Annotated in this window: 18 protein-coding genes and 1 pseudogene; 10 read left to right on the forward strand and 9 right to left on the reverse strand. The window is 68.1% G+C overall.

Annotated elements, in window-relative coordinates; all coding sequences use genetic code 11:
- Nucleotides 1-39 precede the first annotated feature (39 nt).
- Nucleotides 40-1051: pseudogene (locus PQI66_RS01595) on the reverse strand (IS481 family transposase).
- A 176-nt stretch (nt 1052-1227) separates the two neighbouring features.
- Between PQI66_RS01595 and PQI66_RS01600 the strand changes: the two are divergent.
- Both PQI66_RS01600 and PQI66_RS01605 read left to right on the forward strand, forming a co-directional pair.
- Nucleotides 1228-1803: a putative molybdenum carrier protein gene (locus PQI66_RS01600; RefSeq protein ID WP_339995465.1), complete on the forward strand. Its 576-nt coding sequence runs from the start codon at nt 1228-1230 to the stop codon at nt 1801-1803.
- 277 nt (nt 1804-2080) lie between these two features.
- Entirely contained in the window at nt 2081-2482 is a 402-nt protein-coding gene (locus PQI66_RS01605) for a TM2 domain-containing protein (protein ID WP_339995467.1), read from the forward strand.
- Between the two features lie 62 nt (nt 2483-2544).
- Here the strand turns inward: PQI66_RS01605 and PQI66_RS01610 are convergent, their stop codons facing one another.
- Nucleotides 2545-3900, reverse strand: coding sequence for an acetamidase/formamidase family protein (locus PQI66_RS01610; RefSeq protein WP_339995469.1), 1356 nt, complete (start codon nt 3898-3900; stop codon nt 2545-2547).
- A 76-nt stretch (nt 3901-3976) separates the two neighbouring features.
- Nucleotides 3977-5227: an aryl-sulfate sulfotransferase gene (locus tag PQI66_RS01615; RefSeq protein WP_339995470.1), complete on the reverse strand. Its 1251-nt coding sequence runs from the start codon at nt 5225-5227 to the stop codon at nt 3977-3979.
- 133 nt (nt 5228-5360) lie between these two features.
- Here PQI66_RS01615 and PQI66_RS01620 point away from each other — a divergent pair, with 133 nt between their 5' ends.
- Genes PQI66_RS01620 through PQI66_RS01635 form a run of 4 tightly spaced genes read left to right on the forward strand, consistent with a single transcriptional unit; the run spans nt 5361 to nt 9141 of the window.
- Nucleotides 5361-6464 (forward strand): LacI family DNA-binding transcriptional regulator, encoded by a 1104-nt coding sequence (locus PQI66_RS01620; RefSeq protein ID WP_339995472.1) that lies wholly within the window; start codon nt 5361-5363, stop codon nt 6462-6464.
- The gene (locus PQI66_RS01625; protein WP_339995474.1) at nt 6461-7231 is read left to right on the forward strand and encodes an ABC transporter permease; all 771 of its coding nucleotides are present in this window, start codon (nt 6461-6463) and stop codon (nt 7229-7231) included. Before PQI66_RS01620 ends, PQI66_RS01625 begins: the two co-directional genes overlap by 4 nt.
- Nucleotides 7228-8001, forward strand: a complete 774-nt coding sequence (locus tag PQI66_RS01630) for an ABC transporter ATP-binding protein (protein ID WP_339995476.1) — start codon at nt 7228-7230, stop codon at nt 7999-8001. The genes PQI66_RS01625 and PQI66_RS01630 overlap by 4 nt, the downstream gene beginning before the upstream one ends.
- A 36-nt stretch (nt 8002-8037) precedes the next feature.
- The gene (locus PQI66_RS01635) at nt 8038-9141 is read left to right on the forward strand and encodes an ABC transporter substrate-binding protein (protein ID WP_339995478.1); all 1104 of its coding nucleotides are present in this window, start codon (nt 8038-8040) and stop codon (nt 9139-9141) included.
- Here the strand turns inward: PQI66_RS01635 and PQI66_RS01640 are convergent.
- Nucleotides 9071-10576, reverse strand: a complete 1506-nt coding sequence (locus PQI66_RS01640) for an MFS transporter (protein ID WP_339995480.1) — start codon at nt 10574-10576, stop codon at nt 9071-9073. The two genes, PQI66_RS01635 and PQI66_RS01640, sit on opposite strands and share 71 nt — an antisense overlap.
- Nucleotides 10577-10891: 315 nt before the next feature.
- Here PQI66_RS01640 and PQI66_RS01645 point away from each other — a divergent pair, with 315 nt between their 5' ends.
- On the forward strand, nt 10892-11092 hold the full coding sequence (locus PQI66_RS01645) for a hypothetical protein (RefSeq protein ID WP_339995482.1): 201 nt from the start codon (nt 10892-10894) through the stop codon (nt 11090-11092).
- 39 nt (nt 11093-11131) lie between these two features.
- Here the strand turns inward: PQI66_RS01645 and PQI66_RS01650 are convergent, their stop codons facing one another.
- The 3 genes from PQI66_RS01650 to PQI66_RS01660 all read right to left on the reverse strand — a co-directional run bounded on the left by PQI66_RS01650 (nt 11132) and on the right by PQI66_RS01660 (nt 14620).
- A complete protein-coding gene (locus PQI66_RS01650) occupies nt 11132-12001 on the reverse strand; it encodes an SDR family oxidoreductase (RefSeq protein WP_339995484.1) in 870 nt (289 codons plus the stop codon).
- A 70-nt stretch (nt 12002-12071) separates the two neighbouring features.
- Entirely contained in the window at nt 12072-13508 is a 1437-nt protein-coding gene (mtr, locus tag PQI66_RS01655) for a mycothione reductase (RefSeq protein ID WP_339995485.1), read from the reverse strand.
- On the reverse strand, nt 13505-14620 hold the full coding sequence (locus PQI66_RS01660; protein WP_339995486.1) for an alpha/beta hydrolase: 1116 nt from the start codon (nt 14618-14620) through the stop codon (nt 13505-13507). Before PQI66_RS01660 ends, mtr begins: the two co-directional genes overlap by 4 nt.
- Before the next feature lie 175 nt (nt 14621-14795).
- On the opposite strand from PQI66_RS01660, the gene mqo reads away from it, so the two are divergent.
- A complete protein-coding gene (gene mqo / locus PQI66_RS01665) occupies nt 14796-16298 on the forward strand; it encodes a malate dehydrogenase (quinone) (RefSeq protein ID WP_339995987.1) in 1503 nt (500 codons plus the stop codon).
- Between the two features lie 22 nt (nt 16299-16320).
- Entirely contained in the window at nt 16321-17343 is a 1023-nt protein-coding gene (gene cobA, locus PQI66_RS01670; RefSeq protein ID WP_339995488.1) for a uroporphyrinogen-III C-methyltransferase, read from the forward strand.
- Here cobA and PQI66_RS01675 read toward each other — a convergent pair.
- Nucleotides 17336-18493: an ATP-binding protein gene (locus PQI66_RS01675; protein WP_339995490.1), complete on the reverse strand. Its 1158-nt coding sequence runs from the start codon at nt 18491-18493 to the stop codon at nt 17336-17338. The genes cobA and PQI66_RS01675 overlap by 8 nt on opposite strands.
- 121 nt (nt 18494-18614) lie before the next feature.
- Entirely contained in the window at nt 18615-19376 is a 762-nt protein-coding gene (yaaA, locus tag PQI66_RS01680; protein ID WP_339995491.1) for a peroxide stress protein YaaA, read from the reverse strand.
- A gap of 51 nt (nt 19377-19427) precedes the next feature.
- Between yaaA and PQI66_RS01685 the strand changes: the two genes are divergently transcribed.
- The gene (locus PQI66_RS01685) at nt 19428-21185 is read left to right on the forward strand and encodes a proline--tRNA ligase (RefSeq protein WP_339995493.1); all 1758 of its coding nucleotides are present in this window, start codon (nt 19428-19430) and stop codon (nt 21183-21185) included.
- Nucleotides 21186-21409: the final 224 nt, after the last annotated feature.

The following is a 21409-nucleotide window of genomic DNA, read 5'->3' on the forward strand; positions in this document are numbered from 1 at the left end:
CCCTACAGTGTTGAGATATTGCGGAGCCGGGGAGAACAGCTAGGTGTAGTTCCCCGTGAGGTTGTGAACACGCGCTGAGGGAGTCAGACCTCCGATAGCGGTGTGGGCTCGGTGGTGATTGTAGTGGTGCAGGAACTGCTCGTACACCACCTCACGGTTCGCCTCGCTGAGATACGGCCGCGCATAGGCCCACTCGGTCATCAGCGTGCGGTTGAACCGTTCGACCTTGCCGTTGGTCTGCGGCCGATACGCTCGGGTGAACCGGTGTGTGACCGTCTCGCCGAGGGCGTCGTTGAACGCGTTAGAGCGGTAGCAGGCACCGTTGTCGGTCATCACCGCCTCCACGGTGACCCCCAACTGGCCGAAGAAGGCGTTGGCCCGGGACCAGAAGCCGGCGGCGGTGTGCTTACGCTCGTCATCCAGGATCTCCGAATAGACGACCCGGGAGTAGTCGTCGATGCCCGTGATGCAGATAGCGGTAGCCGCGTCCCGGCTTCCCACCGGCGCGGGCAGCCGCACCGGTCGCTCGGATTGATGAGCGGTGCTGGTCTGAGCCACGGCCGAACATCTTCCATCCGCCGCCGTCGGGGATCCGCCCGAGTTTCTTGATGTCGACATGCACCAACTCACCGGGCCGGGTCTTCTCGTAGCGGCGTGGCGCAGCTTTGCGCACCGGCAGGCCGGTGGCTCAAGCAACTCTGTCGATGCAGTCCAGGGCGGGCATGTTGTAACGGGCCAGCACCCGACCGACGGTGGAGCGGGCGATACCGAGGTGGTAGCCGATGCGGTGGGGTCCCCACCGGTGGGTGAACCGTAGTGTGATGATCCTGCGTTCCCGGCGGACAGAGAGCTGGTGGGGGCATCTGCGTGGTCTGCTGGTGCGGTCGGCAAGAGCCTCGCCGGCGCGGTGGCGTGCCACCCAGCGGTGGGCGGTGGCTGGGGAGACGTTGAACCTTTCGGCCGCCCGGCGTTGAGACCAGCCGTGGTCAATGACCAGCGACACCAGCCGGGCCCTGCCGGTCGGGGTCAGGGGTGCGTTACGGTGGGACATGGAAGACCTCCTGGTTCCCGTTGTGAGTAGTGATTCACCCACCACGGTTACCGGAGGTCTTCCTTATGTGTCATCCCGTGCGGAGTGTTCACAACCTCCCCGGGAAGTACAGCTAGGTCCCGGGCGGTCAGGCGGTGTGGAGCGAGGAAGAATCGCACCCTATAAAGTGTCACGCTGTGACAGCTCAGACAGGTATTGGCCGCTATGACGGCTCTGACCACCACCGCCACATGATCAGCACCATCCGTTCCGGCGGCCAGTCCGGTGTCGACAGAGGAGCGCTCGACGCCGCCCGCGCCGTCGGCGTCCCCGTCACCGGTTGGTGCCCCGCTGGTGGGTGGGCGGAGGACCAATCGGAGCCGCCGGGCCTGCTGGCGGACTACCCGGAACTCACGGAGACTCCGTCGCCGGAGACGGAGCAACGTACCGAATGGAACGTCCGCGACAGTGATGCCACGCTCATACTGACGGCCAACGACGGGCCGTCGCCAGGGACCGACCTGACGGTGGGATTCGCGTGTCAGTGGCAGCGTCCCCACCTGGTCCTGGACGCCTCGGCCTGGGGGGACCACAACGTCTTGGCTGCAGTCGCACACGACGTGTCAGAGTGGTTGCGGTTGCAAGGGAGCGGTCTTGAGGTCAACATTGCGGGGCCGCGCGCCAGTGAGTGGGCGGGCGCGTACGGCATCAGCTACGCCCTGGTTCACGCCCTCGTGGACGCCGGTGCTCGTCCGAGACCAGCGCCACGATAGGCTGTGCTTACTCTTATATTTTCGATACTAGGTGGGAGAACACTCAGTGACCGGTCCGGAATTCCAGAGCTCTCAAGGCTCCGACGATGATGCCTCCGCGGCGAACACCGGGGGTCGTTGGTCCGGGGAGAACATGCTTGGCAGTCCCTACGGCAGTCCGTCTGCGGCAGATCAGACCCGTGCTTACGGCATCCCTCAGCAGGGTGGGAACGATTTGTCCGGGTACCCGGGCCAGTACGGAAACCCGGTCCGGCCTGGCCCCTACGCGGGTGCCGCAATGTACCCGGGATATCCCGCCCCGCCGCAGTCCAACAAGAAGAAGGTCGTTGCGGCGCTGCTGGCGTTCTTCCTCGGCGGCACTGGAGCCCACAACTTCTACATCGGCAACAAGGGCCGCGCTATCGCCCAGCTGATCTTCCTCATTACCACCTGGGTGATCGTGGTCGTGGGATGTTCGCTCGTCATCGCAGGTACCGGTACAGAGATGGTCAGGACGTACTCCGGCGAGACCTACTACGTTGACGAGGACACGGACATGATCATCGGCGGTGGGCTTCTTGCGATTGTCGGCTACCTGATGATGGTGGGCCTGTGGATCTGGACGATGGTGGAGTTCATCATGATCCTCACCACCAGTGGCCGGTACGGGCGTGACCGTGACGGGTACATGCTGGCGTAGCGTATCTCGTCACCCCGGTGGGCGAGTAGAGGGCCTGTGCCGGGGGTTTCCGGCACAGGCCCCTATCCCAGGGACGGCAACCCGTCCTTGTAGATCAGCCCGTGCACCCCGGTGGTGATGTCCACGACCTGCGACAGGGCGAAGTCAGAGGCGGCCGAGAGGTAGGCGTAGGCCACCGCGCGCTCGATGCCGAGGTCGGTCTCCAGGAAGTCCAGGGCATTGACGACCGCCCGGCGCATCGCCACGTTCAGGTCGCGGTCCGAGCCGTTGGCCAGCCCGTCCGGATCGGACAACCCCATCGGGATCCAGGCATCCTCGGTCTCCCCGAAGGGGTACGAGAAGGCGACGGACGGGACCGACCGGTCGCCCTTCCTGCACACCGTCAGCCGGAACGTGGTGCGCAGGGACCCCTCCATCGCGGTCAGTGCGACCTCCCCGTCGCCCATGCCGTGGTGCGGGTCCCCGGTGTAGAACAATGCCCCGTCGGCGAAGACCGGCAGGTAGAGGGCCGACCCCACAGCGAGGTGCCGGATGTCGATGTTCCCGCCGCCCAGGGTCGGGGGAATGGAGTTGCGGCTCTCGGCGGTGGCGTCGCCGCCGTCGGTGGTGGCCACACCCATCATGCCCATGAACGGGCGCAGCGGGAAGCTCAGCTCCAACTCGCCGGAGGTCATGATTCCCCGTCCGTCCTGCGCCCGGGTGAACACCGAGACGTTCTCTCCGCGGCCGTCGGCCCCCACCGGCGGCATGACCTCGTCCAGGTCGATGCCGTCCGGCGCCTCACCGTCCGGCATCGCGCGGAGCGCACCCTTGCCGTGCCTGCTGGACACCACGCCGTAGGGAACGCGGAGGGTCGTCTCCAGCGTCTCGACCTTGAGGACGTCGCCGGGTTCGGCGCCCTCGACGAAGATCGGTCCGGTGACGATGTGGGGACCGTCCTTGTCGAAGTCACGGGGTGTGCGGTCGTAATTCGCTGCGATCTCGCGCGCGTCGTCGAGCACGTCAGACCTGTCCACTCCCTTCTCGCCGAACCAGGTGTCCGGGTCGCGGCCCTGGTCTTCGAGGATCCCCTCGTGACTGACGGTGTCCACTGTCACCGTCTCACCTGATCTCATCCGCATCACCGGTTCGCTGTCGGTGGAGGGCAGGTATCCCCAGAGGACCTTGTCGACCTCGGATGCGAGGTAGTGGTCGGCCTGCAGGGAGCCGGAACCGGGCTGAAGGATCTCGCCCGGGACCCCCGGGCTGGCGGAGCTGGCGGCGGCCGGGGCCCCGTCGTGGCTGCAACCGACGAGGGTGCTGCCTGCGCCGACGGCTCCGACGGCACTTGCGATCTGGAGGAAACGACGGCGTCCGAAACTTCGGGTGAGTCGGTCGGCGGTGTCTGCGGGGGAGGGGACTCTTCGGGAAACGGTCATGGCCACCGACGGTATCGGTGGCCTGTTTCGCGGCAGTGTCGGCGATGTTGCCGGTGTTGCAGGTGTTACGCCGGGGTCACCCCACCGGAACCCACGCCGCCGGCACGTGCTGCGCGCGGTAGACCAGGAAACTCTCGGTGGAACTTCCCGGTGCGGCGGGCCCAGAATAGGGCGAGACGTACTCCCACACGATGCGTCCGGTCGGGGTCACCTGGAAGATCCGCCCATGCATTCCCTCGGTGACCAGTGTGTTTCCGTTGGGCAGGCGTTGGGCGTTGCTCACGAAGGCGCTGAAGAACTCCCACGGTTGACGGCCGGAGTCCTCGGCGGTGTACTGCCACACGATCTGCCTGGTCAGCGGGTCGACCTCGAGTACCCGTGATCCGGGGTAGATCCCCAGTGCCACCGGCGGGTACCCGGCGCCACCCTGGTTGTCGAAGATCAGCAGGTTCCCGGCACCGGGCAGGTCCTCGGCGATGATGTGGGGGTTGTGCTGTCCGGAGATCTGGTCGAGTGGGCGGGGGACCCGGCGTTGCAGGATGCGCTCGTGGTGGTCTCCCGGAGCGCTGTCGAAGGACGGCCCGAGGCGCCACAGGACGGCGTCGCTGCCGTTGACGCGGTCGACCACGGCGATGACGTTGGCCTTGCGTGAGCTGATGATCACGTTGCCGGGGGTGAATGGTGAGGTCGGGTCGCCGTCGTGCAGGCGGTTGGGCCCGATCACGCTGGCGGTGTTGATCTCCGCGTATCCCCAGGGGGTGTCGGCGTGCCGCCGGGACGTCGCGCGCAGGTCCTCCAGGCCTTCCTCACTGAGTCCGAGTTCGTCGAGGTGGTCGCCGAGCAGCCACTGCCACACCAGCTGACCGGAGGCGTCGACCTCGTAGAGTCCCTGGTCGCCGACGGTGTGGTTGCCGAGGAAGGGCACCACGCGGGGGACGGTGACCAGGTACAGCCGGTTGCCGTTGTCGAGCAGCGTCCAGTCGTGGTTCTGGCGGGCGGCCCCTCCCGGGGCCTCGGTGCCCCATTCCCAGCGCACTTCGCCGTCCCAGGAGAGTTCGCCGACGGTGCGGTTGGGGTAGATCCCGCCCCGGGGCTCATCCTCGGAGGGGAGGTCGGAGAGCTGCAGGCCGACCCGACCCAATTCGCCGTCGACGAGGGCGGGGTCGATGATCCGGGACGGCACGCCGGGGTGCTCCCACCGGTGAACGACGTCGCCGTGGTGGTCGATGAGCCGGGTGACGCCGTCGGGTGCGGCGAAGAGGACGTAGTCGCCCTCGACATGGTCAGGCTCTTGGACGCTGACTCCGGTGGTTCTCAGGTGTGTCATGGGCCACGAAGCTACCCACCCGGTGTGACGGACGTGAATCGATTGGATCACGGTGAGTGAAAGGATTCACGCGCACCGCACCCGCGCCCTAGATTGATCGGCACCTGAGACCGGCAACAGAAAGGAGCCGACTGTGCCGACAGCGCCGATCGGGCCGACACCTCCCACCGGGACACGACGCGCCACGTTGGCTGACGTCGCCGCCCGCGCGGGCGCGTCGACCACCGCGGTGAGTTACGTCGTCAGCGGTAGCCACCGCCCGGTGTCCGACGCCCTGCGTGCACGCATTGAGGCCGCCCTCGCAGAGCTGGACTACCGTCCCGACCGCACCGCCCGCGCCCTGCGCACCGGTGCGTCGACGCCCATGGTGGGCCTTCTCGTCCCCCACGTCACGATGCCCTTCTTCTCCCAGGTCGCCGACGCCGTCGAGCGGGAGGCGGGCCGACACAACCACCTCGTGCTTTTCGCCAACACCGACTTCGACCCCGACAAGGAGGCGGAGGCGGCCGCCCGCCTGATCGCCGCCGGGGTCTCCGGACTCATCGTCCTGGGGGAGGGGGACGGCGACTCCACCGCCGCGGTCTGTGACCGTGCCCGTCTCCCGGTGGTGTGGGTGCACAACGACCGTGGGCTGAGGGGCCTGGACACCGCGGAACGCCCCCGGCACGGCCACGTCGGCGCCGATCACGTCCACGCCGGCGCCGTCGCCACCGAGCACGTCCTGCGCGGTGGTGCCACGCGCCCCGTCTTCGTCGGTGGGTTCACCGTCGGGGAGACGGGCCTGGTACGACGGGACACCGTCCGCCAGCGCTTCGAGGGGTTCCTCGCCGCGCAGGCCGGGGATGACGGAGACGCGAGACACGATGCTGCACGCATCGTCACCGACCTCTCCGCCGGGGGCGCCTACCGTGCGGTCTCCCGGTACCTCGTCGACCACACGCCGGACGCCCTCGTCGTCGGCACCTTCGGTCAGGCGGAGGCCGTGGTGAAGGCCGTGGTCGACGCCGGTCAGTCCGTGCCCGGCGACATCGACGTGGTCACGTTCGACGGAGGGCCGGTCACCGGTCACGCACTCTTCCCGCTGACCACCGTGCGACAGGACCTCGACGCCGTCGCGGTCAACGCGTTCGCGTCGATCACGGGCACGCCCGGGTCCTCCAGGACTCCGGTGGGTTTCACCCTGGTGCAGGGCGCCAGCACGACCGGTCCGGCACCGACGCCGGGAGGTGCCGGATGAGTCGCACACGCAGACCCCGACTCGCCACCGTCGGCTGGCTGGCGACCTCACTGGTGCTGGTGGTCGCCGTCTGGCAGGTCATCGCCCGCGTGGTCATCGCCGACGAGCAGATGTTCCCCGGCCCGGCCACCGTCCTTGCGGCGGCGCGGACGATGTTCGCCGACGGTTACGTCGTCGCCAACGTCTGGCCGTCCCTGACGCGGGTGCTGGTGGGCTTCATCCTCGGTGCCGTGGGAGGGGTCGTCCTGGGCATCGCCACCGGACGGGTCCTGCTCCTGCGCCGGCTGTTCGGCCCGGTGCTGATCCTGCTGCGCCCTGTGCCAGCGATCGCGCTGGTGCCCGTCGCGATCGTGTGGTTCGGGATCGGGGAGGAGTCCAAGTACGCCGTCATCGCCTATGCCGTGGGCCTGACCGTGTGGCTCAACACCCACGCCGGGGCCGAGGCCGTGCCCGAAACCTATCTACGCGCCGCGCGCTCGCTGGGGGTGTCCCGACCCCGCCAGTTCCTGTCCGTGGTCGTCCCGGCCGCGTCGCCGTTCATCGTGACCGGGCTGCGGTTGGGCGCCTCGGTCGCGTTCATCAGCCTCATCGCCGCCGAGCTCACCGGAGCGTCCTCCGGCATCGGTTTCCAGCTCCAGGAGTCCCGCCAGTACCTGGCCACCGACGCCATGTTCGTCAGTCTGATCACCCTCGGCGTGCTCGGCGCCGCAGTGGACCTGGCGATCAGTTCTGCGGGCCACCGCCTGCTCAGATGGGTGAAGTCATGAGTGCACCGGGTGCGGTGGAGATCACCGCCGTGGAGAAGCTCTTCTCACCGACCTCCGGGCTCGGGGAGACCACGTTGTCGCTGGAGCCGGGGTCCTTCCACAGTCTCGTGGGCCCCAGCGGGTGCGGGAAGTCGACGTTGCTCAACATCGTCGCCGGGTTCACCTCCCCGGACGTCGGTGAGGTTCTGCTCGACGGCCGCCCGGTCACCGCCCCGACCCCGGAGGTGGGCGTGGTCTTCCAGCAGTACGCCCTGTTCCCGTGGTTGAGTGCCCGCGGCAACGTGGAGGTCGGCCTGCAACGACTCGTCCCCGGAACGGGGGTCAGGGCCCGACGGCGACGTCGTGACCGTGCACTGGACTACCTGGACAGCGTGCGCATGGCAGACCACGCCGACAGTTTCCCCGCCCAGCTCTCCGGCGGGATGCAGCAACGCGTCGCGCTGGCCAGGGCACTGGCCGCCGAGCCTGCCCTGCTGCTGATGGACGAACCCTTCGGCGCGCTGGACGCCACCACCCGCCGCCACACCCAGGAACTGCTCATGCGGGTGTGGGGGCAGCGGCGCACCACCGTCCTGTTCGTCACCCACGACGTCGACGAGGCACTGCTGCTCAGCGACACCGTGCACGTGATGTCTCCGTCACCCGGCGCGGTCGTCGACAGTCACACCGTGCACACCCCGCGCCCGCGCGACTCCACCCGTCCCGACGGCGAGCAGACCCGTTTGCGCGGCATGATCCTGCGCACCATCGACCAGTCCGTCCCCCAGTAGCTTCCGGCGATCCCGAGAAATGAAGGAAAGAAGACCATGACCATCACCGTATTTCCGCGTATCTCCAGAACAGCCGTCGCGTTGGCGGCGTCCACGTGCCTGGTGACCGCGACCTCGGCCTGCTCCGGGGACGGGGACGGCGCCGGGGCCTCCGACGCCTCGATGTCGCTCACCCTGGGTTGGTCGGAGGGGTGGACCGCACCGCAGGTCACCGTCGCCTCCGAGGAGGGCATGTGGGGCGACCACGACCTCGACGTCTCCACCACGCCCTTCGACAGTGGGCGCGACGCCCTGGAGGCATTGCTCGGTGGGGGAGTCGACGCCGCGGTGCTCACCGAGTTTCCCCTCGCCGCGGCCGCGTTGCGCGACCAGGGCGTCACGGCGGTGGCGAACCTGAGCAGTTACGACAGCTACCGGATCATCGGGTCGAAGAAGGCCGGAGTCGGAGGCGGCAGAGAAGGCACGGACGGCGGGATCGACTCGCTCGACGGCAAGAGAATCGGCGTGACCCTCGGCACCAACATGAACTTCATCCTCGACGAACTGCTCGGGACCCGTGACATCACGGCAGAGATCGTCAACATCGGCCCGGGCGACTTCGTCACGGCGCTGCAGAAGGGCGACGTCGACGCCGGGCTGATGTTCGACACCTTCTACGCGCCCACGAGGAAGGCGTTGGGCGACGACTACGTCGACATCGCGGTGCCCCCGGAGCTCTACACCGGCAGCATGCTTCTCGTCGTGAAGGACGAACTGAACGAGGAGGACCCTGACCGGGTCCGCGCGCTCGTCGACGGCGTCCACGACGCCACCGGGTTCATCGGCGACGACCCGGACGCGGCCCGGGACCTGCTTACCGAGAGCCTCGTCGGTGGCGGCGGGACCGTCGACGAGGAGACCGTGCGCGAGCGGTGGGACGAGTACGACTACGCCCCGGCGCCGACGACTCCGTGCACGACCTCATGGTCCGGGAGGCGGGGTGGATCATCGACCAGGGCAACGGCCAGCCGGGAACGGACGTCGGGGCGAAGATCGACGGTGTGCTCGACCTCGACGCCGCCGACACGGTCTAGCGGGAACCGACGGTGGCCTTCGAGACGTCGTTCGCCTCGTGCTCCAACTCGTCGATCTGCCGGTTGAGTTCCTCGGCGTGGACCACGGCTTCCTGCTCGGTTTCCGCTGCGGGGTTGGACCCCCACATCGGCCGACCGTTGCTCTCCGGCAGGAAACGCAGCGCCACCAGTCCGATCGCACCGGCGATCATGAGGTAGAACCCGGGCCACATGAGGTTGCCGGTTGCCGCGATGAGCGCCTCCATCACCGTGGACGTCGTCCCGCCGAACAGGGAGATCGAGACGTTGAAGGCGATGGCCAGTGCTCCGGCGCGGACCACGGTCGGGAACAGCGACGGCAGGGTGGACGGCATGACCGAGCTGAAGCAGATCAGGGACAGGCCCATGATCAGTAGACCGATGAACACGCAGACGAGGTTGTCGACCCGGATCAGCAGGATCGAGGGCACCGAGAGCACGATCAGTGAGAGGCAGCCGGCCAGGACGACGGGACGGCGGCCGACCCGGTCGGAGAGCTTCCCGATGACGGGGATCAGGACCAGGCACACCGCCATCACGGCGATCTCCAGGACGTTGGCGGTCAGGCTGGAGATCTCGTATCCGCCCTGCCGGTTACCGACCTCGTCGAAGTAGGACGGCATGAAGGAGGTCAGCATGTAGTTGGTGACGTTCCAGGCGATGACCAGTCCGCAGCAGACCAGGATCGAGGGCCACAGGGAGAGGATCTTCTTCGCCTCGTTGCCTTCGAAGTCCCGGGCCGTGTGGGACTGGCTCTCCGGGGTGTTCTTCGCCGCCTCCTGCTGTTCGAAGGCGGGGGTGTCCTTGAGCTTGGTGCGCAGGTAGATGCCGACGAAGCCGAGGGGGAGGGCGACGAAGAACGGCAGGCGCCATCCCCAGGACTGCATCTGGCCGTCGGACAGGACGCCTTCCAGGACGACGGCGACGGACGCTCCGAGGATGTAGCCGCCGAAGGTGCCGACCTCGAGCAGGCTGCCGAAGTATCCGCGCTTGCGGTCGGGCGCGTACTCGGAGATGAACGTCATCGCGTTGGAGTACTCGCCCCCGGTGGAGAAGCCCTGCAGCAGGCGGCAGGCCAGCAGCAGGAACGGAGCGAGCATGCCGATGGCGGCGTAGGACGGGATGACACCGATGAGGAAGGTGCTGGTGGCCATCATGATCATCGTGATGGCCAGGACCCGGTTGCGTCCGATCCGGTCCGACAGTGGACCGAACACCAGGCCGCCGATGGGCCGGACGAGGAAGGAGACGGCGAACAGGCCGGCGACGATGATTTTGCCGGCGGGCCCGGAGTCCTCGGGAAGAAACACCCCCTCGATGGTGAGGGCGAGGTAGCCGTAGACGCCGAAGTCGTACCACTCGGTGACGTTACCGATGGCTGCGGCATTGATGGCGCGTCTGACGGTGGCGGGTTCGGTGACGGTGACGTCGTCGGCCTTCCATCGTCGGGCGGGGGTCTGTGTCTTCGGGGGAGTTCCGAACATGGTCGGGTTCACTGTCCTTCCGGGGATGGCGGGGAGGGTTCGCGCGAATGGGCCTGGGGGTGGTTCCTTCCTTCGGAGGTCACTGCGATCAATCAGGTGCCTGATCATTGCAACAGGGATCGAGACTATAGGGTACTTACTTATATAGTCAAGTGACTGGGCGGTGCGGTGGCGCGGGGAGTGCCGGTGGTGGACCGTCAGCCCCGGGGGTAACAATGTTCACCGACGGAAAGCGAAGTACGGTCGACGCCGTTAGTCTCTGAGGCGGAGTGCTGAAAGGATCAGCATCCGCCAACTCTCCGAAAGGTAACCCCCATGGACCTCAGTATCGTCAGCTCGCTCGGCGACGGCATCTCGACCCTCCTGCACGGTGTCTGGCAGGGCTTCAAGCAGATCATCGACACCGTCGGTGGCAGCGCCGCCGGACTCGAAGGCGCAATCGGCAGCGGCGAGCACAACCAGGACGTCTCCGGCTCCATCGCTGACGTCATCGGCAGCGCCGGTTCCTCCAGCTAGGTTCCGGCACCGCCGACGCTGTCAGGGGCGCACCCGACCTCACCGGGTGCGCCCCTGCCGCGCGTCCGCGGCCGCCCACCGCAGCCCACGGTTCAGTATCCGCATCACCGCCCGGTAGGCCCACGGCAGGTTGACCTGGGCCCACCGGCCCACCCTGATGTCGCCGCTGGTGTAGAGCAGGTACCGACCCTTCCTTGTCCCGTCGACGATCTTCCGTGCCGCCAGCGCCGGAGTCGCCGCGTGTCCCTGGAACAGCTTCTTGGCCTTCCTTACCCGGTCGTTCGTCTGGTCCACCCCGTCGATGTCGATCGTGCGGACCAGGGGAGTGTCCACCGCCCCGGGGACGGCGACGTGCACGCTCACCCCGTGCGGTGCCAGGTCGAAGCGCAGGACCTCACACATCCCCAGGACCCCGCCCTTGGACGCGGAGTACGCCGCATGCCACGGCAGTCCGATGATGCCCGCCGCCGACGACACGCAGCACAACCGGCGGGGCCGCGCCCGTCGTCCGGTCCCGATTCTCCCGGCCGAGGTCATGGCGGGGACCAGCGCCTCGACGACGTGCACGGTTCCCATGAGGTTCACGTCGATGACCTTGACCCACTTGTCGTGGGGCAGGGTACGCGGGTCGCCCCAGATCGCGATGCCGGCGACGTGGAAGACCTCGTCCGGCGCCCCGAACTCACCGGTGATCCGTGACGCCCACGCGCGGACCTCGTCGATGTCGGTGATGTCGAGCACCTGGTCGTCCAGGAGCGCACCGGGGCGGATGTCTGTGACGTCCCGCGCGGTGACCTCGAGCCCGGTCTCGTCGCGGTCGGTGATCATCACCTCGTGCCCCTGTCCGGCCAGCAGCAACGCCACCTCGCGTCCGATGCCGGACGCCGCCCCCGTAACCACACACCGCATGGTCGACCCCTTTCGGCGGCCGGAGTCTGCCCGGCCTCACACTAGGTTCCCCTCCAAACCTAGCGTAGATCTAGCGCAGATTCAGGCCGAGCACCGCGTTCTCGACGAGCTCACTCAGCGACGGGTGCGGCCAGTACTGTTTCGTGGCGAACTCCGCGAGGTCTAGGTCGAACTCGATGGCGGTCACGAGCAGCTGGATCAGCGTGGCCGCCTGCGGACCCATGATGTGCGCGCCCAGCAGCCGGTGCGTGTCGGCGTCGGCGATCAGCTTGCAGAACCCCGTGGTGTCCTCCATCGCCCAGCCGTAGGCCACGTCGGAATACTCCTGCACCTTCACCGTGACCGTGCGACCGTTCTCCCCGGCCCAGGAACGTGCCTCCTCCTCGGTCATGCCGACGTAACCGATCTGCGGGTGGGAGAAGATCCCCCCGGGCACGTTGTCGTGCTTGAACGGTGTCAGGTCGGTGTCGTCGGCGGCGACGTTGTGGAAGACGGCGCGGGCCTCCTGGTTCGCCACGTGCTTGAGCTGGAGCTCGTTCGCGGCGTCGCCCAGTGCCCACACGCCCTGGGCGGAGGTGCGGCCGAATCCGTCGACCAGGATCCGGCCGTCCTCGGCCAGGTCCACGCCGCCGGCCGGGGCGTTCAGCAGGTCGCCGTTGGGTACACGGCCCTGTGCCAGCAGGACCTCGTCGCAGTCGATCTCACGGCCGTCGTCCAGCGTCAACGTCACCAGGCCGCCGTCGGCGCGGGCACCGGTGACGGTGTGTCCCAGCAGATTCGTCCACTGAGACTGTGCCACCGCGGTGAAACGGGAGGACACCGTCTCGTCGAAGCGCCGCAGCAGTGACTCCGACCGGTTGATGACCGTGACGTCGACACCCAGTGCCGAGAAGATGTGGGCGAACTCGACCGCGATGATGCCGCCACCCAGGATCACCAGGGTCCGGGGCAGCTTGTCCATCCGCATGATGTCGATGTTCGTGCGGTACGGGACACCGGACGTCTCGATCACCTCCGGCACCCACGTCCGCGTCCCTGTGGCGAGGATGATCTGGTCACCGGTGATCGTCCGGGCGTCGTCACCGTCACCGATGCGCAGGGTGCGCTCGCCGGTGAAGGACGCGATGTCGCTGAACAGGGTGATGTTCGGCGTCTCGTCGCCGCGGCGGTACTCCTCGCCGCCGCGCGAGATCGGGTCGATCCGGCGGCCGAAGACCCGCTCCTTGAGGTCGTCCCAGTCGACCCGCCAGCCAGCCACCGGCATCGGCGCGGACGCGGCACCACCGACGGGGTAGAGGTTGTAGCGTGCCGCGTCCGACAGTTCGCGGGCGACGTCGGCGGCGTAGACGTACATCTTCGTCGGGATGCAGCCGACGTTGATGCAGGTGCCGCCGAAGATGCCCTTCTCCACGATGGCGATCTTCCGGTCGTTGAGCTCCTCGGGGATCGAGTTGCCCGAGCCGGTGCCGACGATGATGAGGTCAAAATGTTCCGGGGTGTCAGTCATGGCACTGATGGTACGTCCACCCACGCGTCCACCGCGGCGAAGGCCGCGGCCCGGACGTCCGGGCCTGACAGGAAGACGTCATGCATGGCGCCGGGGATGACCCGCACCTCGCAGTCCGGGTCCACCAGGTGTGCGGCCGCCTGCATCTGCGACGGCCGCAACACCGTGTCGGTGACGTATGCCCGCGCCTCGGGGACCTCGGCGCCTGTGCCGTCGACGACCATCCTGCTGTCACTGTGGGCGTCGGAGCACAGCATCAGCGTCGGCACGCCGGTGGAGAAACGCCCGCTGTGCAGTTTGTTGATCTCCCTGCTGACTCCCACCAGCCAGCTGACCTGTTTGGGGCGTGGCAGGGCGGGCTTGAACTCGCGGTCGTAGTCCCACTCGCCGTGGCCGGAGACATGCAGGCTCTCGCCGTAGGTGGGGTTGATACCGCCGGGGACGTGCCAGGTCGGCCAGAACCGGGCGACGTGGGGGAAGACCCTCCGGATGATCAGGTTCGTCGCCCGGTCGAACTGCAGGTCCAGCCAGGGGCTGTTGAGGATCACCGCGGCGATACTGTCGTGCAGGGTGGCGCGCGCGGGGTCGCCGGCCTGTGCGGCGGTGTGCAGCCGGGAGACGAACATCGTCACGTCCAGCCCGCCGGTGGAGTGGCCCACCAGCGTGGTCGATCCGTGGCCGGCGCTGAGCAGTGACAGAGCCACGGCGAGGTCCTCGTCGTACAGGGACTGGGAGCTCACATGGTGCCAGGTCTGCCCGTCCCGGTGGGAGCGGCCGCACTTACGCAGGTCGATGCCGTAGACGGCGTAACCGAGGCCGTGGAAGTGCTCGGCGACGTGGGTCTGGAAGAAGAAGTCCGTCATCCCGTGGACGAACAGGACGGCCGGACGCTCCCCCCATTCCGGGGACTCCCCGGGGCGGTAACGGACAAGTGTGCAGCACACCGTGCCCGGTGCGCCGGCGGGTTCATCGTCCGGGTCGGGGCCGAACTCCACGGTGTGCCGGGTGTAGCCCTCGCCGAGAAGATCAGGTTCAAAGTCCAGTTCATGGACGCTTTGTCCCAAAGGGCGGGAAAGGACGGCAGCGAGGTTCTGGTGGCTGAGAGCGTTCACGGAACGCCAGTCTAACCGTCACCCGGGGCCGGTGTGGCGCTGTCGTGGGGTGCCGCCGGCGCAGGGGCGGGTTGTACCCGCCACGGCAGTGGCACGTATCATCGTGCCATTGTGGACGCCGCGTGTGGCTTATGGCAGTGCCCTGAAGGCCACCGGCTGCGGCGAACAAGCAGCGATGAAAAGGATTGAGCTTAACGTGTCACCTTCCCAGAATGATCACGTCGACGTCGCCCTCATCGGCGCCGGTGTCATCTCCACCACCCTGTCCGTGATGCTGCGCCAGCTCCAGCCCGACTGGAGCCAGCTGATCATCGAGCGCATGGACGTCCCCGGGGCCGAGTCCTCCTCGCCGTGGAACAACGCCGGCACCGGCCACTCGGCCCTGTGCGAGCTCAACTACACCCCCGAGGTCAACGGCAAGATCGACATCTCCAAGGCTGTCGGCATCAACGAGAAGTTCCAGGCGTCCCGTCAGTTCTGGTCCTACCTCGTGGAGAACGGCACCCTCGGCGAGCCCAGCGAGTGGATCAACCGCACCCCGCACACCTCCTTCGGTCACGGCACCGCACAGGCGGACTACATCAAGGCCCGTTACGAGGCGTTGAAGGACCACCCGCTGTTCCCGGACATGCAGTACACCGACTCCGAGGAGGTCTTCAGCGAGAAGCTCCCGCTGATGGCCGACGGCCGTGACTTCTCCGAGCCTGTCGCGATCTCCTGGACCGACGCCGGCACCGACATCAACTACGGTGCGCTGACCCGCCAGTACCTGGACGCCGTCACCGCCGAGGGCGTCGAGGTCCGGTACGGCAACGAGGTCACCAACATCACCCGTGACGGCGCCGGCTGGAAGATCGCGGTGAAGAACCTGCACAACGGCGACACCTCCACCGTGCGGGCGAACTTCGTCTTCGTCGGTGCCGGCGGTATGGCGCTGCCGCTGCTGCAGAAGGCAGGCATCCCGGAGATCCGCGGCTACGCCGGGTTCCCGATCTCCGGCGAGTGGTTGCGCTGCACCAACGAGGAGATCATCGCGCAGCACTCCGCCAAGGTCTACGGCAAGGCAGCCAAGGGCGCCCCGCCGATGTCGGTGCCGCACCTGGACACCCGCATCATCGACGGGAAGAAGGGCCTGCTCTTCGGCCCGTACGCCGGCTGGACCCCGAAGTTCCTGAAGAACGGCTCCTTCCTGGACCTGTTCAGGTCCCTGCGTCCCGGTAACATCCCGTCCTACCTGGGCGTGGCTGTCCAGGAGATGGGTCTGACCAAGTACCTGGTCGAGGAGGTCCTCAAGGACCAGGCCGCACGCGTGGAGTCGCTGCGCGAGTACATGCCCAACGTCAACGGCGACGACTGGGAGTTGGTCACCGCCGGTCAGCGTGTCCAGGTCATCAAGCCGATCGGCGCACCGAAGTTCGGCTCCCTGGAGTTCGGCACCGCTCTGGTCAACTCCGGCGACGGCAGCATCGCCGGCCTGATGGGCGCGTCCCCGGGCGCCTCCATCGCCCCCTCGGCGATGATCGAGGTGCTGGAGCGCTGCTTCGGCAACCGGATGGCCGACTGGGCACCGAAGCTCAAGGAGATGATCCCGTCCTACGGCGGTCGTATCTCCAAGGACACCGCGCTGTTCAAAGAGCAGTGGGAGCGCAGCCAGAAGACCCTGAAGCTCGAGAAGTAGCAGCGACCGGACTACTGAGCGCATGAGTCTTGTGCTGACCGGCGTGGCGGTGCTCGTGGTGGACGGCCCGGAGGCGGGCGTCGTCGCTGAGCTGCTCCGTGACCAGGGGGCCGTTCCCACGATCGGTACACCGACGGCGGACACACGTGCCGCCCTCGTGCGCGTGCCCGCGGGGACGGCATCCGCCGACGCGGCCACGGCGCTGCAGTGGGCGTCCGCCCACGGCGTCCCCGTCGACGACCGACGGGGCCGGACGGACGTCCCCGTCGTCCGCACGCGTGACGGGGTGGGGGAGCAGGCCGGCAGCGTCACCCTGGTCGGCGGTGGGCCGGGGGACGCCGACCTGGTGACCGTCGCCGGGGCACGGGCGGTGAGGGAGGCCGACGTCATCCTCACCGACCACCTCGGCGCAGTCGCACTCGCTGAGGAGGCCGCGGAACGGGGCGCGGAGGTCATCGACGTCGCGAAGATCCCGTACTCCACGCAGGTCCCGCAGGACCGTATCAACGAACTCCTGGTGGAACACGCGTCCGCCGGACGCCGTGTGGTGCGGTTGAAGGGCGGGGACGCCTACATCTTCGGCCGGGGGCACGAAGAGGTCCAGGCCTGTGTGGCGGCGGGGATCCCCGTGCAGGTGATCCCGGGGGTGACCTCGGTGACGTCCGCACCGGCGGCGGCAGGCGTCTCGCTGACCCACCGGGGACTCAACCACGATGTCACGGTGGTCTCCGGTCACCTCCCTCCGGGACACGCGAAGTCACTGGTGAACTGGTCCGCGGTTGCAGGGCTCACCGGAACCCTCGTCCTGATCATGGCGATGCGGAACGCCGGGGCGATCGCTGACGAGCTGATGCGTCAGGGCCGGGACGGCGGGACCCCGGCGGTCGTCGTCGAACACGCGTCGACCCCGGACCAGCGGGTGTCGGAAGCGACATTGGCGACCCTCGGCGAGACCATCCGGCGCGAGGGGCTGGGGTCGCCGGCGATCATCGTCGTCGGTGAGGCGGCGGGCCGGCGGATCGACACCGCGGGGCAGGTCAGCTGATCCTGCGTACCGTCCCGCCGCCGCGGAGCCAGTCGCCGAGGTAGGGCAGCGTGAACGCGACCTTTCCCCATCCCGCCGGGGTGATCAGGTCGCGGTCGATCAGCTTCGCCCGTGGGTCACTGGCGGAGCGTTGGGTCTTGCCCAGACGTTCGGCGATCGCGGCGGTGGCGACGGGGCCGTCCGTGCCGTCACCGGCGGGCGACGCCAGCGACGCCAGCGATGCCATTGCCTCGAGGTACTCCCGCTGCACGACGGGAACCCCCTTCAACGACGGGTGATGCACCTGGGTTCCCATCGTCGCGACCGCCTCGCTCCTGATCGAATCAACCTGCTGCACCGAGATCGAGTCTGCGCCGGCACGGCGGGCGGCATTCCACGCCAGTGAGCCCACCAGCTGCACCAGGTAGGGGTAGCCGGCGGCGAGCCGGACGGCGGAGGTGAGGCCCGCGGCGTCGAACGGCAGACCGGAGTCGCGCGATGAGGTGGACAGGACATCCGCGGCGTCCTCACCGGTGAGCGGGCCCAGGTCGTAGCGGTGTGCCCGGCGCATGAACGTCGTCCCGGGCAGGTTGAGCAGTGTCTCCACCCCGTGGGTCAGGCCCGCCATGGCCAGGGAGATATCCAGGTCGTCGCGGATGAGGTTCTGGTAGGTCGCGGCGAGCCGGCTCAGCGCGTCACGGTCGGCGTCCTGGATCTCGTCGACGGTGACCAGCACGCCGGTCCCGGGGATCAGGGTCAGCAGGTCACGGAGCCTCGAATCCAGGGTGGGGCGGGGGAGGTTCCGCTCATCGGGGCCGGTGAGCGACGTGGTGACCGTGCCGAGCCCGGTGATCCCGACGCCGGTGACGCGACGGGTCGTCGGCGGGTCGAGCTCCCGGATCTTCGCCGGGACCACCGAGTCGACGAGTTCGGTCACGATGTCGCCGCGGGCGGAGGCACGCAGGACGATCCACCCACGGGTGGCCGCGATATCCTCGATCTCGTTGAGCAGGACGGTCTTGCCGATGCCGCGGGACCCCGTGATCACCAGCGTGCGTGCGGCGGACCCGGGGCCGGAGTCGAGGGCCTCGGCGAAGTCGTCGAGGATGATCCGCCGCCCGGCCCAGTAGTGCGGCGACGCTCCGAAGGTCGGACGGAAGGGGTTGGTCATGCCGCCGAGTGTAGCGTCAGGTGCCGTCGTTGATTGAGAATTTGAGAATTTGAGAAGATTCCGGTGACCGAGAATTTGAGAATTCGGGTCGCCGGGGCTCGCATACGCCCCGACCCGCTGCTCACACCACCAGGGTCAACGAGTCCTTCACCCCGGTCCCGTCATTGACCTCCACGGTCATCCCGGCGCGCCGTGCGATGTCGGCCACCCCCGTCACGTCCCCCGGGGTGTCCAGGTCGGTGTCGGCGGAGGCCAGTTCGCGGGCCAGCAGGCCCTTGTAATGTTTGTTGAAGTGGCTGACGACCTTGCGGGAGCCGTCCTCGCGTACGGACTCGACCCGCACGGTCACCGCCCCGGGCAACCTCCCCAGCTGCTGGTACCCGCCGGAGCGCAGGTCGACGACCGTGCCGGGGACCTGCCGCAGCGCGTCGGTGACCGCCGAGCCCCAGCGGGCCTTCATCGTCGGCAGACCGTCGTCGGAGGCGCCGGACCAGGGCAGTTTCGTCCCGGCGGACAACCGGTAGTGCGGCACGGGGTCGTCCGCGGACAGCAGGCCGAACAACGCTGACCCCACCCCCAGCCGCGCGCGGGCGGAGGAGGACAGTGTGGCCGCGTCGAGGGCGTCGTAGAGCACCCCGGTGTAGCGGGTGATCGCGGGGACGGTCGGGGCGTCGCGTAGCCGCGCGTTCGCCTCGGCCTCCCCGCGCAGCTTCTCCGAGATCCCGAGAACCTGCAGCGCATCACCGGGGTCGAGGGCCGCCAGGTCGTCGATGTTCTGGCGGCGGATCTCGTTGAGCGAGGGGAAGGAGAGTCCGTCGATGTCCAGCGCGGGGCCGTCGCCGCCGGAGGCCTTCGTTTCGGACGGGGGGAGCAGGATAAACATGCGCTACACCCTAGCGATACGCACATTCAGCTTTGAACTAGAGTACCGGACATGATCACCCGCATGTCCTCCCTCTTCCTGCGCACGCTGCGCGACGACCCCGCTGACGCGGAGGTTGCCAGCCACAAGCTCCTCGTCCGTGCGGGCTATATCCGACGCGCCGCCCCCGGGGTGTACTCGTGGTTGCCGTTGGGCCTGCGGGTCCTGCGCAACGTGGAGAAGGTCGTGCGGGAGGAGATGGGGGCCATCGGGGCCCAGGAGATCAGTCTGCCGGCGTTGCTGCCGCGGGAGCCGTACGAGACGACGGGCCGGTGGGCCGAGTACGGCGACGCATTGTTCCGTCTCAAGGACCGGAAGGGCCAGGACTACCTGCTGGGCCCCACCCACGAGGAACTGTTCACCTCCCTGGTGAAGGGGGAGTACAACTCCTACAAGGACTTCCCGGTCACCCTGTACCAGATCCAGACGAAGTACCGGGACGAGGAGCGGCCCCGTGCCGGCATCCTGCGCGGCCGGGAGTTCATCATGAAGGACTCCTACTCCTTCACCATGGACGACGACGGTCTCGAGGAGGCCTACCAGGCGCACCGTCGTGCCTACCAGGCCGTCTTCGACCGGCTGGGTGTCGAGTACGCGATCTGCGCGGCGACGTCCGGGGCCATGGGCGGCTCGGCGTCGGAGGAGTTCCTCGCGGTGTCCCCGAACGGTGAGGACACGTTCGTCCGTGCCACCGACGGTGACTACGCCGCCAACGTCGAGGCCGTCGTGACGCCGCACCCCGAGCCCCGGGCGGTGGACGGGCTGCCGGAGGCGACGGTCTACGAGACACCTGACGCGCCGACGATGGACACACTGGTGCAGTGGGCCCGCTCCGAGGGGATCACCGTGGACGGGCACGAGGTCGGACTCGCCGACACGCTCAAGTGCCTGCTGGTGACGGTCACCGAGCCCGGCGGCGAGCCGGAACTGACCGGCGTGCTCCTGCCGGGCGACCGGGAGGCCGACATGAAGCGTCTGGAGGCCTCCCTCGAGCCCGCGACCGTCGACCTCGCCGGCGACAAGGACTTCGAGGCCAACCCGTTCCTGGCCAAGGGGTACGTGGGCCCGAAGGGGCTGGCCGACAACGGGGTGCGGGTGCTGGCGGACCCGCGGATCGTGACCGGCACGTCCTGGATCACCGGTGCGGACCGGAAGAACCACCACGTGGTGAACATGGTGGTCGGCCGGGACTTCACCCCGGACGGGTACATCGAGGCCGCGAACGTCCGCGAGGGGGATCCGGCGCCGGAGGGGATGGGCACCCTGACCCTGGAACGTGGTATCGAGATCGGCCACATCTTCCAGCTCGGACGCAAGTACACCGACGCGTTCGACGTGCAGATCCTGGACGTCAACGGCAAGCGTTCGGTGCCCACCATGGGCTCCTACGGCCTGGGTGTCTCCCGTCTGATCGCGGTCCTCGCCGAGCAGATGCACGACGACAAGGGACTGCGGTGGCCGAGTGAGGTCGCCCCGTACGACGTCCACGTGGTGATCGCGAACAAGGACGCCGAGGCCGGCGAGGCCGCCGAGAACCTGGCGGCCAGGCTCGCCGAGGCCGGGCTGGAGGTCCTGTTCGACGATCGTCCGAAGGTGAGCCCGGGCGTGAAGTTCAAGGATGCCGAGCTGCTGGGGGTGCCGCTGGTGTTCGTCGTCGGACGCGGGTTCGCCGACGGCACGGTCGAGTTGCGGAACCGGCTGACCGGCGACGTGGACAACATCGCCTACACCACCGCGGTCGATCTCTTCCTGGAGCGTCGCGGCCGCTGACGCCCCGGGGGTGCTAGCCTTGCCCCTGTACCAGGGTGGGTCGCCGTCGCGGCGAGTCGTGCGACGGTGCCACCCGTGAGCGCACCGGGGAGGTGAGAATCTCGGACCACGACAAGAGACGGTGGAAGATGTCGCCGGAGCAGCTGCAGGAACACCTGATGCTGCGTACCAGGGCGCGTCGGATCCCCGACAAGAGGAAACTGCACGACCGAAGGGCCTGCCGG

The sequence above is a fragment of the Corynebacterium sp. USCH3 genome (assembly GCF_037619475.1).
Lineage (GTDB): Bacteria > Actinomycetota > Actinomycetes > Mycobacteriales > Mycobacteriaceae > Corynebacterium.

What these genes read in the sequence shown, in the direction of transcription:
- mtr (WP_339995485.1), bottom strand. Translation starts at nt 13,508, where the DNA reads ATGACTGACACCCCGGAACATTTTGACCTCATCATCGTCGGCACCGGC.
- PQI66_RS01650 (WP_339995484.1), bottom strand. Translation starts at nt 12,001, where the DNA reads ATGCGGTGTGTGGTTACGGGGGCGGCGTCCGGCATCGGACGCGAGGTG.
- PQI66_RS01685 (WP_339995493.1), top strand. Translation starts at nt 19,428, where the DNA reads ATGATCACCCGCATGTCCTCCCTCTTCCTGCGCACGCTGCGCGACGAC.
- PQI66_RS01625 (WP_339995474.1), top strand. Translation starts at nt 6,461, where the DNA reads ATGAGTCGCACACGCAGACCCCGACTCGCCACCGTCGGCTGGCTGGCG.
- PQI66_RS01645 (WP_339995482.1), top strand. Translation starts at nt 10,892, where the DNA reads ATGGACCTCAGTATCGTCAGCTCGCTCGGCGACGGCATCTCGACCCTC.
- PQI66_RS01640 (WP_339995480.1), bottom strand. Translation starts at nt 10,576, where the DNA reads ATGTTCGGAACTCCCCCGAAGACACAGACCCCCGCCCGACGATGGAAG.
- PQI66_RS01675 (WP_339995490.1), bottom strand. Translation starts at nt 18,493, where the DNA reads ATGACCAACCCCTTCCGTCCGACCTTCGGAGCGTCGCCGCACTACTGG.
- yaaA (WP_339995491.1), bottom strand. Translation starts at nt 19,376, where the DNA reads ATGTTTATCCTGCTCCCCCCGTCCGAAACGAAGGCCTCCGGCGGCGAC.
- PQI66_RS01605 (WP_339995467.1), top strand. Translation starts at nt 2,081, where the DNA reads ATGTACCCGGGATATCCCGCCCCGCCGCAGTCCAACAAGAAGAAGGTC.
- PQI66_RS01610 (WP_339995469.1), bottom strand. Translation starts at nt 3,900, where the DNA reads ATGACCGTTTCCCGAAGAGTCCCCTCCCCCGCAGACACCGCCGACCGA.
- PQI66_RS01615 (WP_339995470.1), bottom strand. Translation starts at nt 5,227, where the DNA reads ATGACACACCTGAGAACCACCGGAGTCAGCGTCCAAGAGCCTGACCAT.
- PQI66_RS01630 (WP_339995476.1), top strand. Translation starts at nt 7,228, where the DNA reads ATGAGTGCACCGGGTGCGGTGGAGATCACCGCCGTGGAGAAGCTCTTC.
- PQI66_RS01635 (WP_339995478.1), top strand. Translation starts at nt 8,038, where the DNA reads ATGACCATCACCGTATTTCCGCGTATCTCCAGAACAGCCGTCGCGTTG.
- cobA (WP_339995488.1), top strand. Translation starts at nt 16,321, where the DNA reads ATGAGTCTTGTGCTGACCGGCGTGGCGGTGCTCGTGGTGGACGGCCCG.
- mqo (WP_339995987.1), top strand. Translation starts at nt 14,796, where the DNA reads ATGAAAAGGATTGAGCTTAACGTGTCACCTTCCCAGAATGATCACGTC.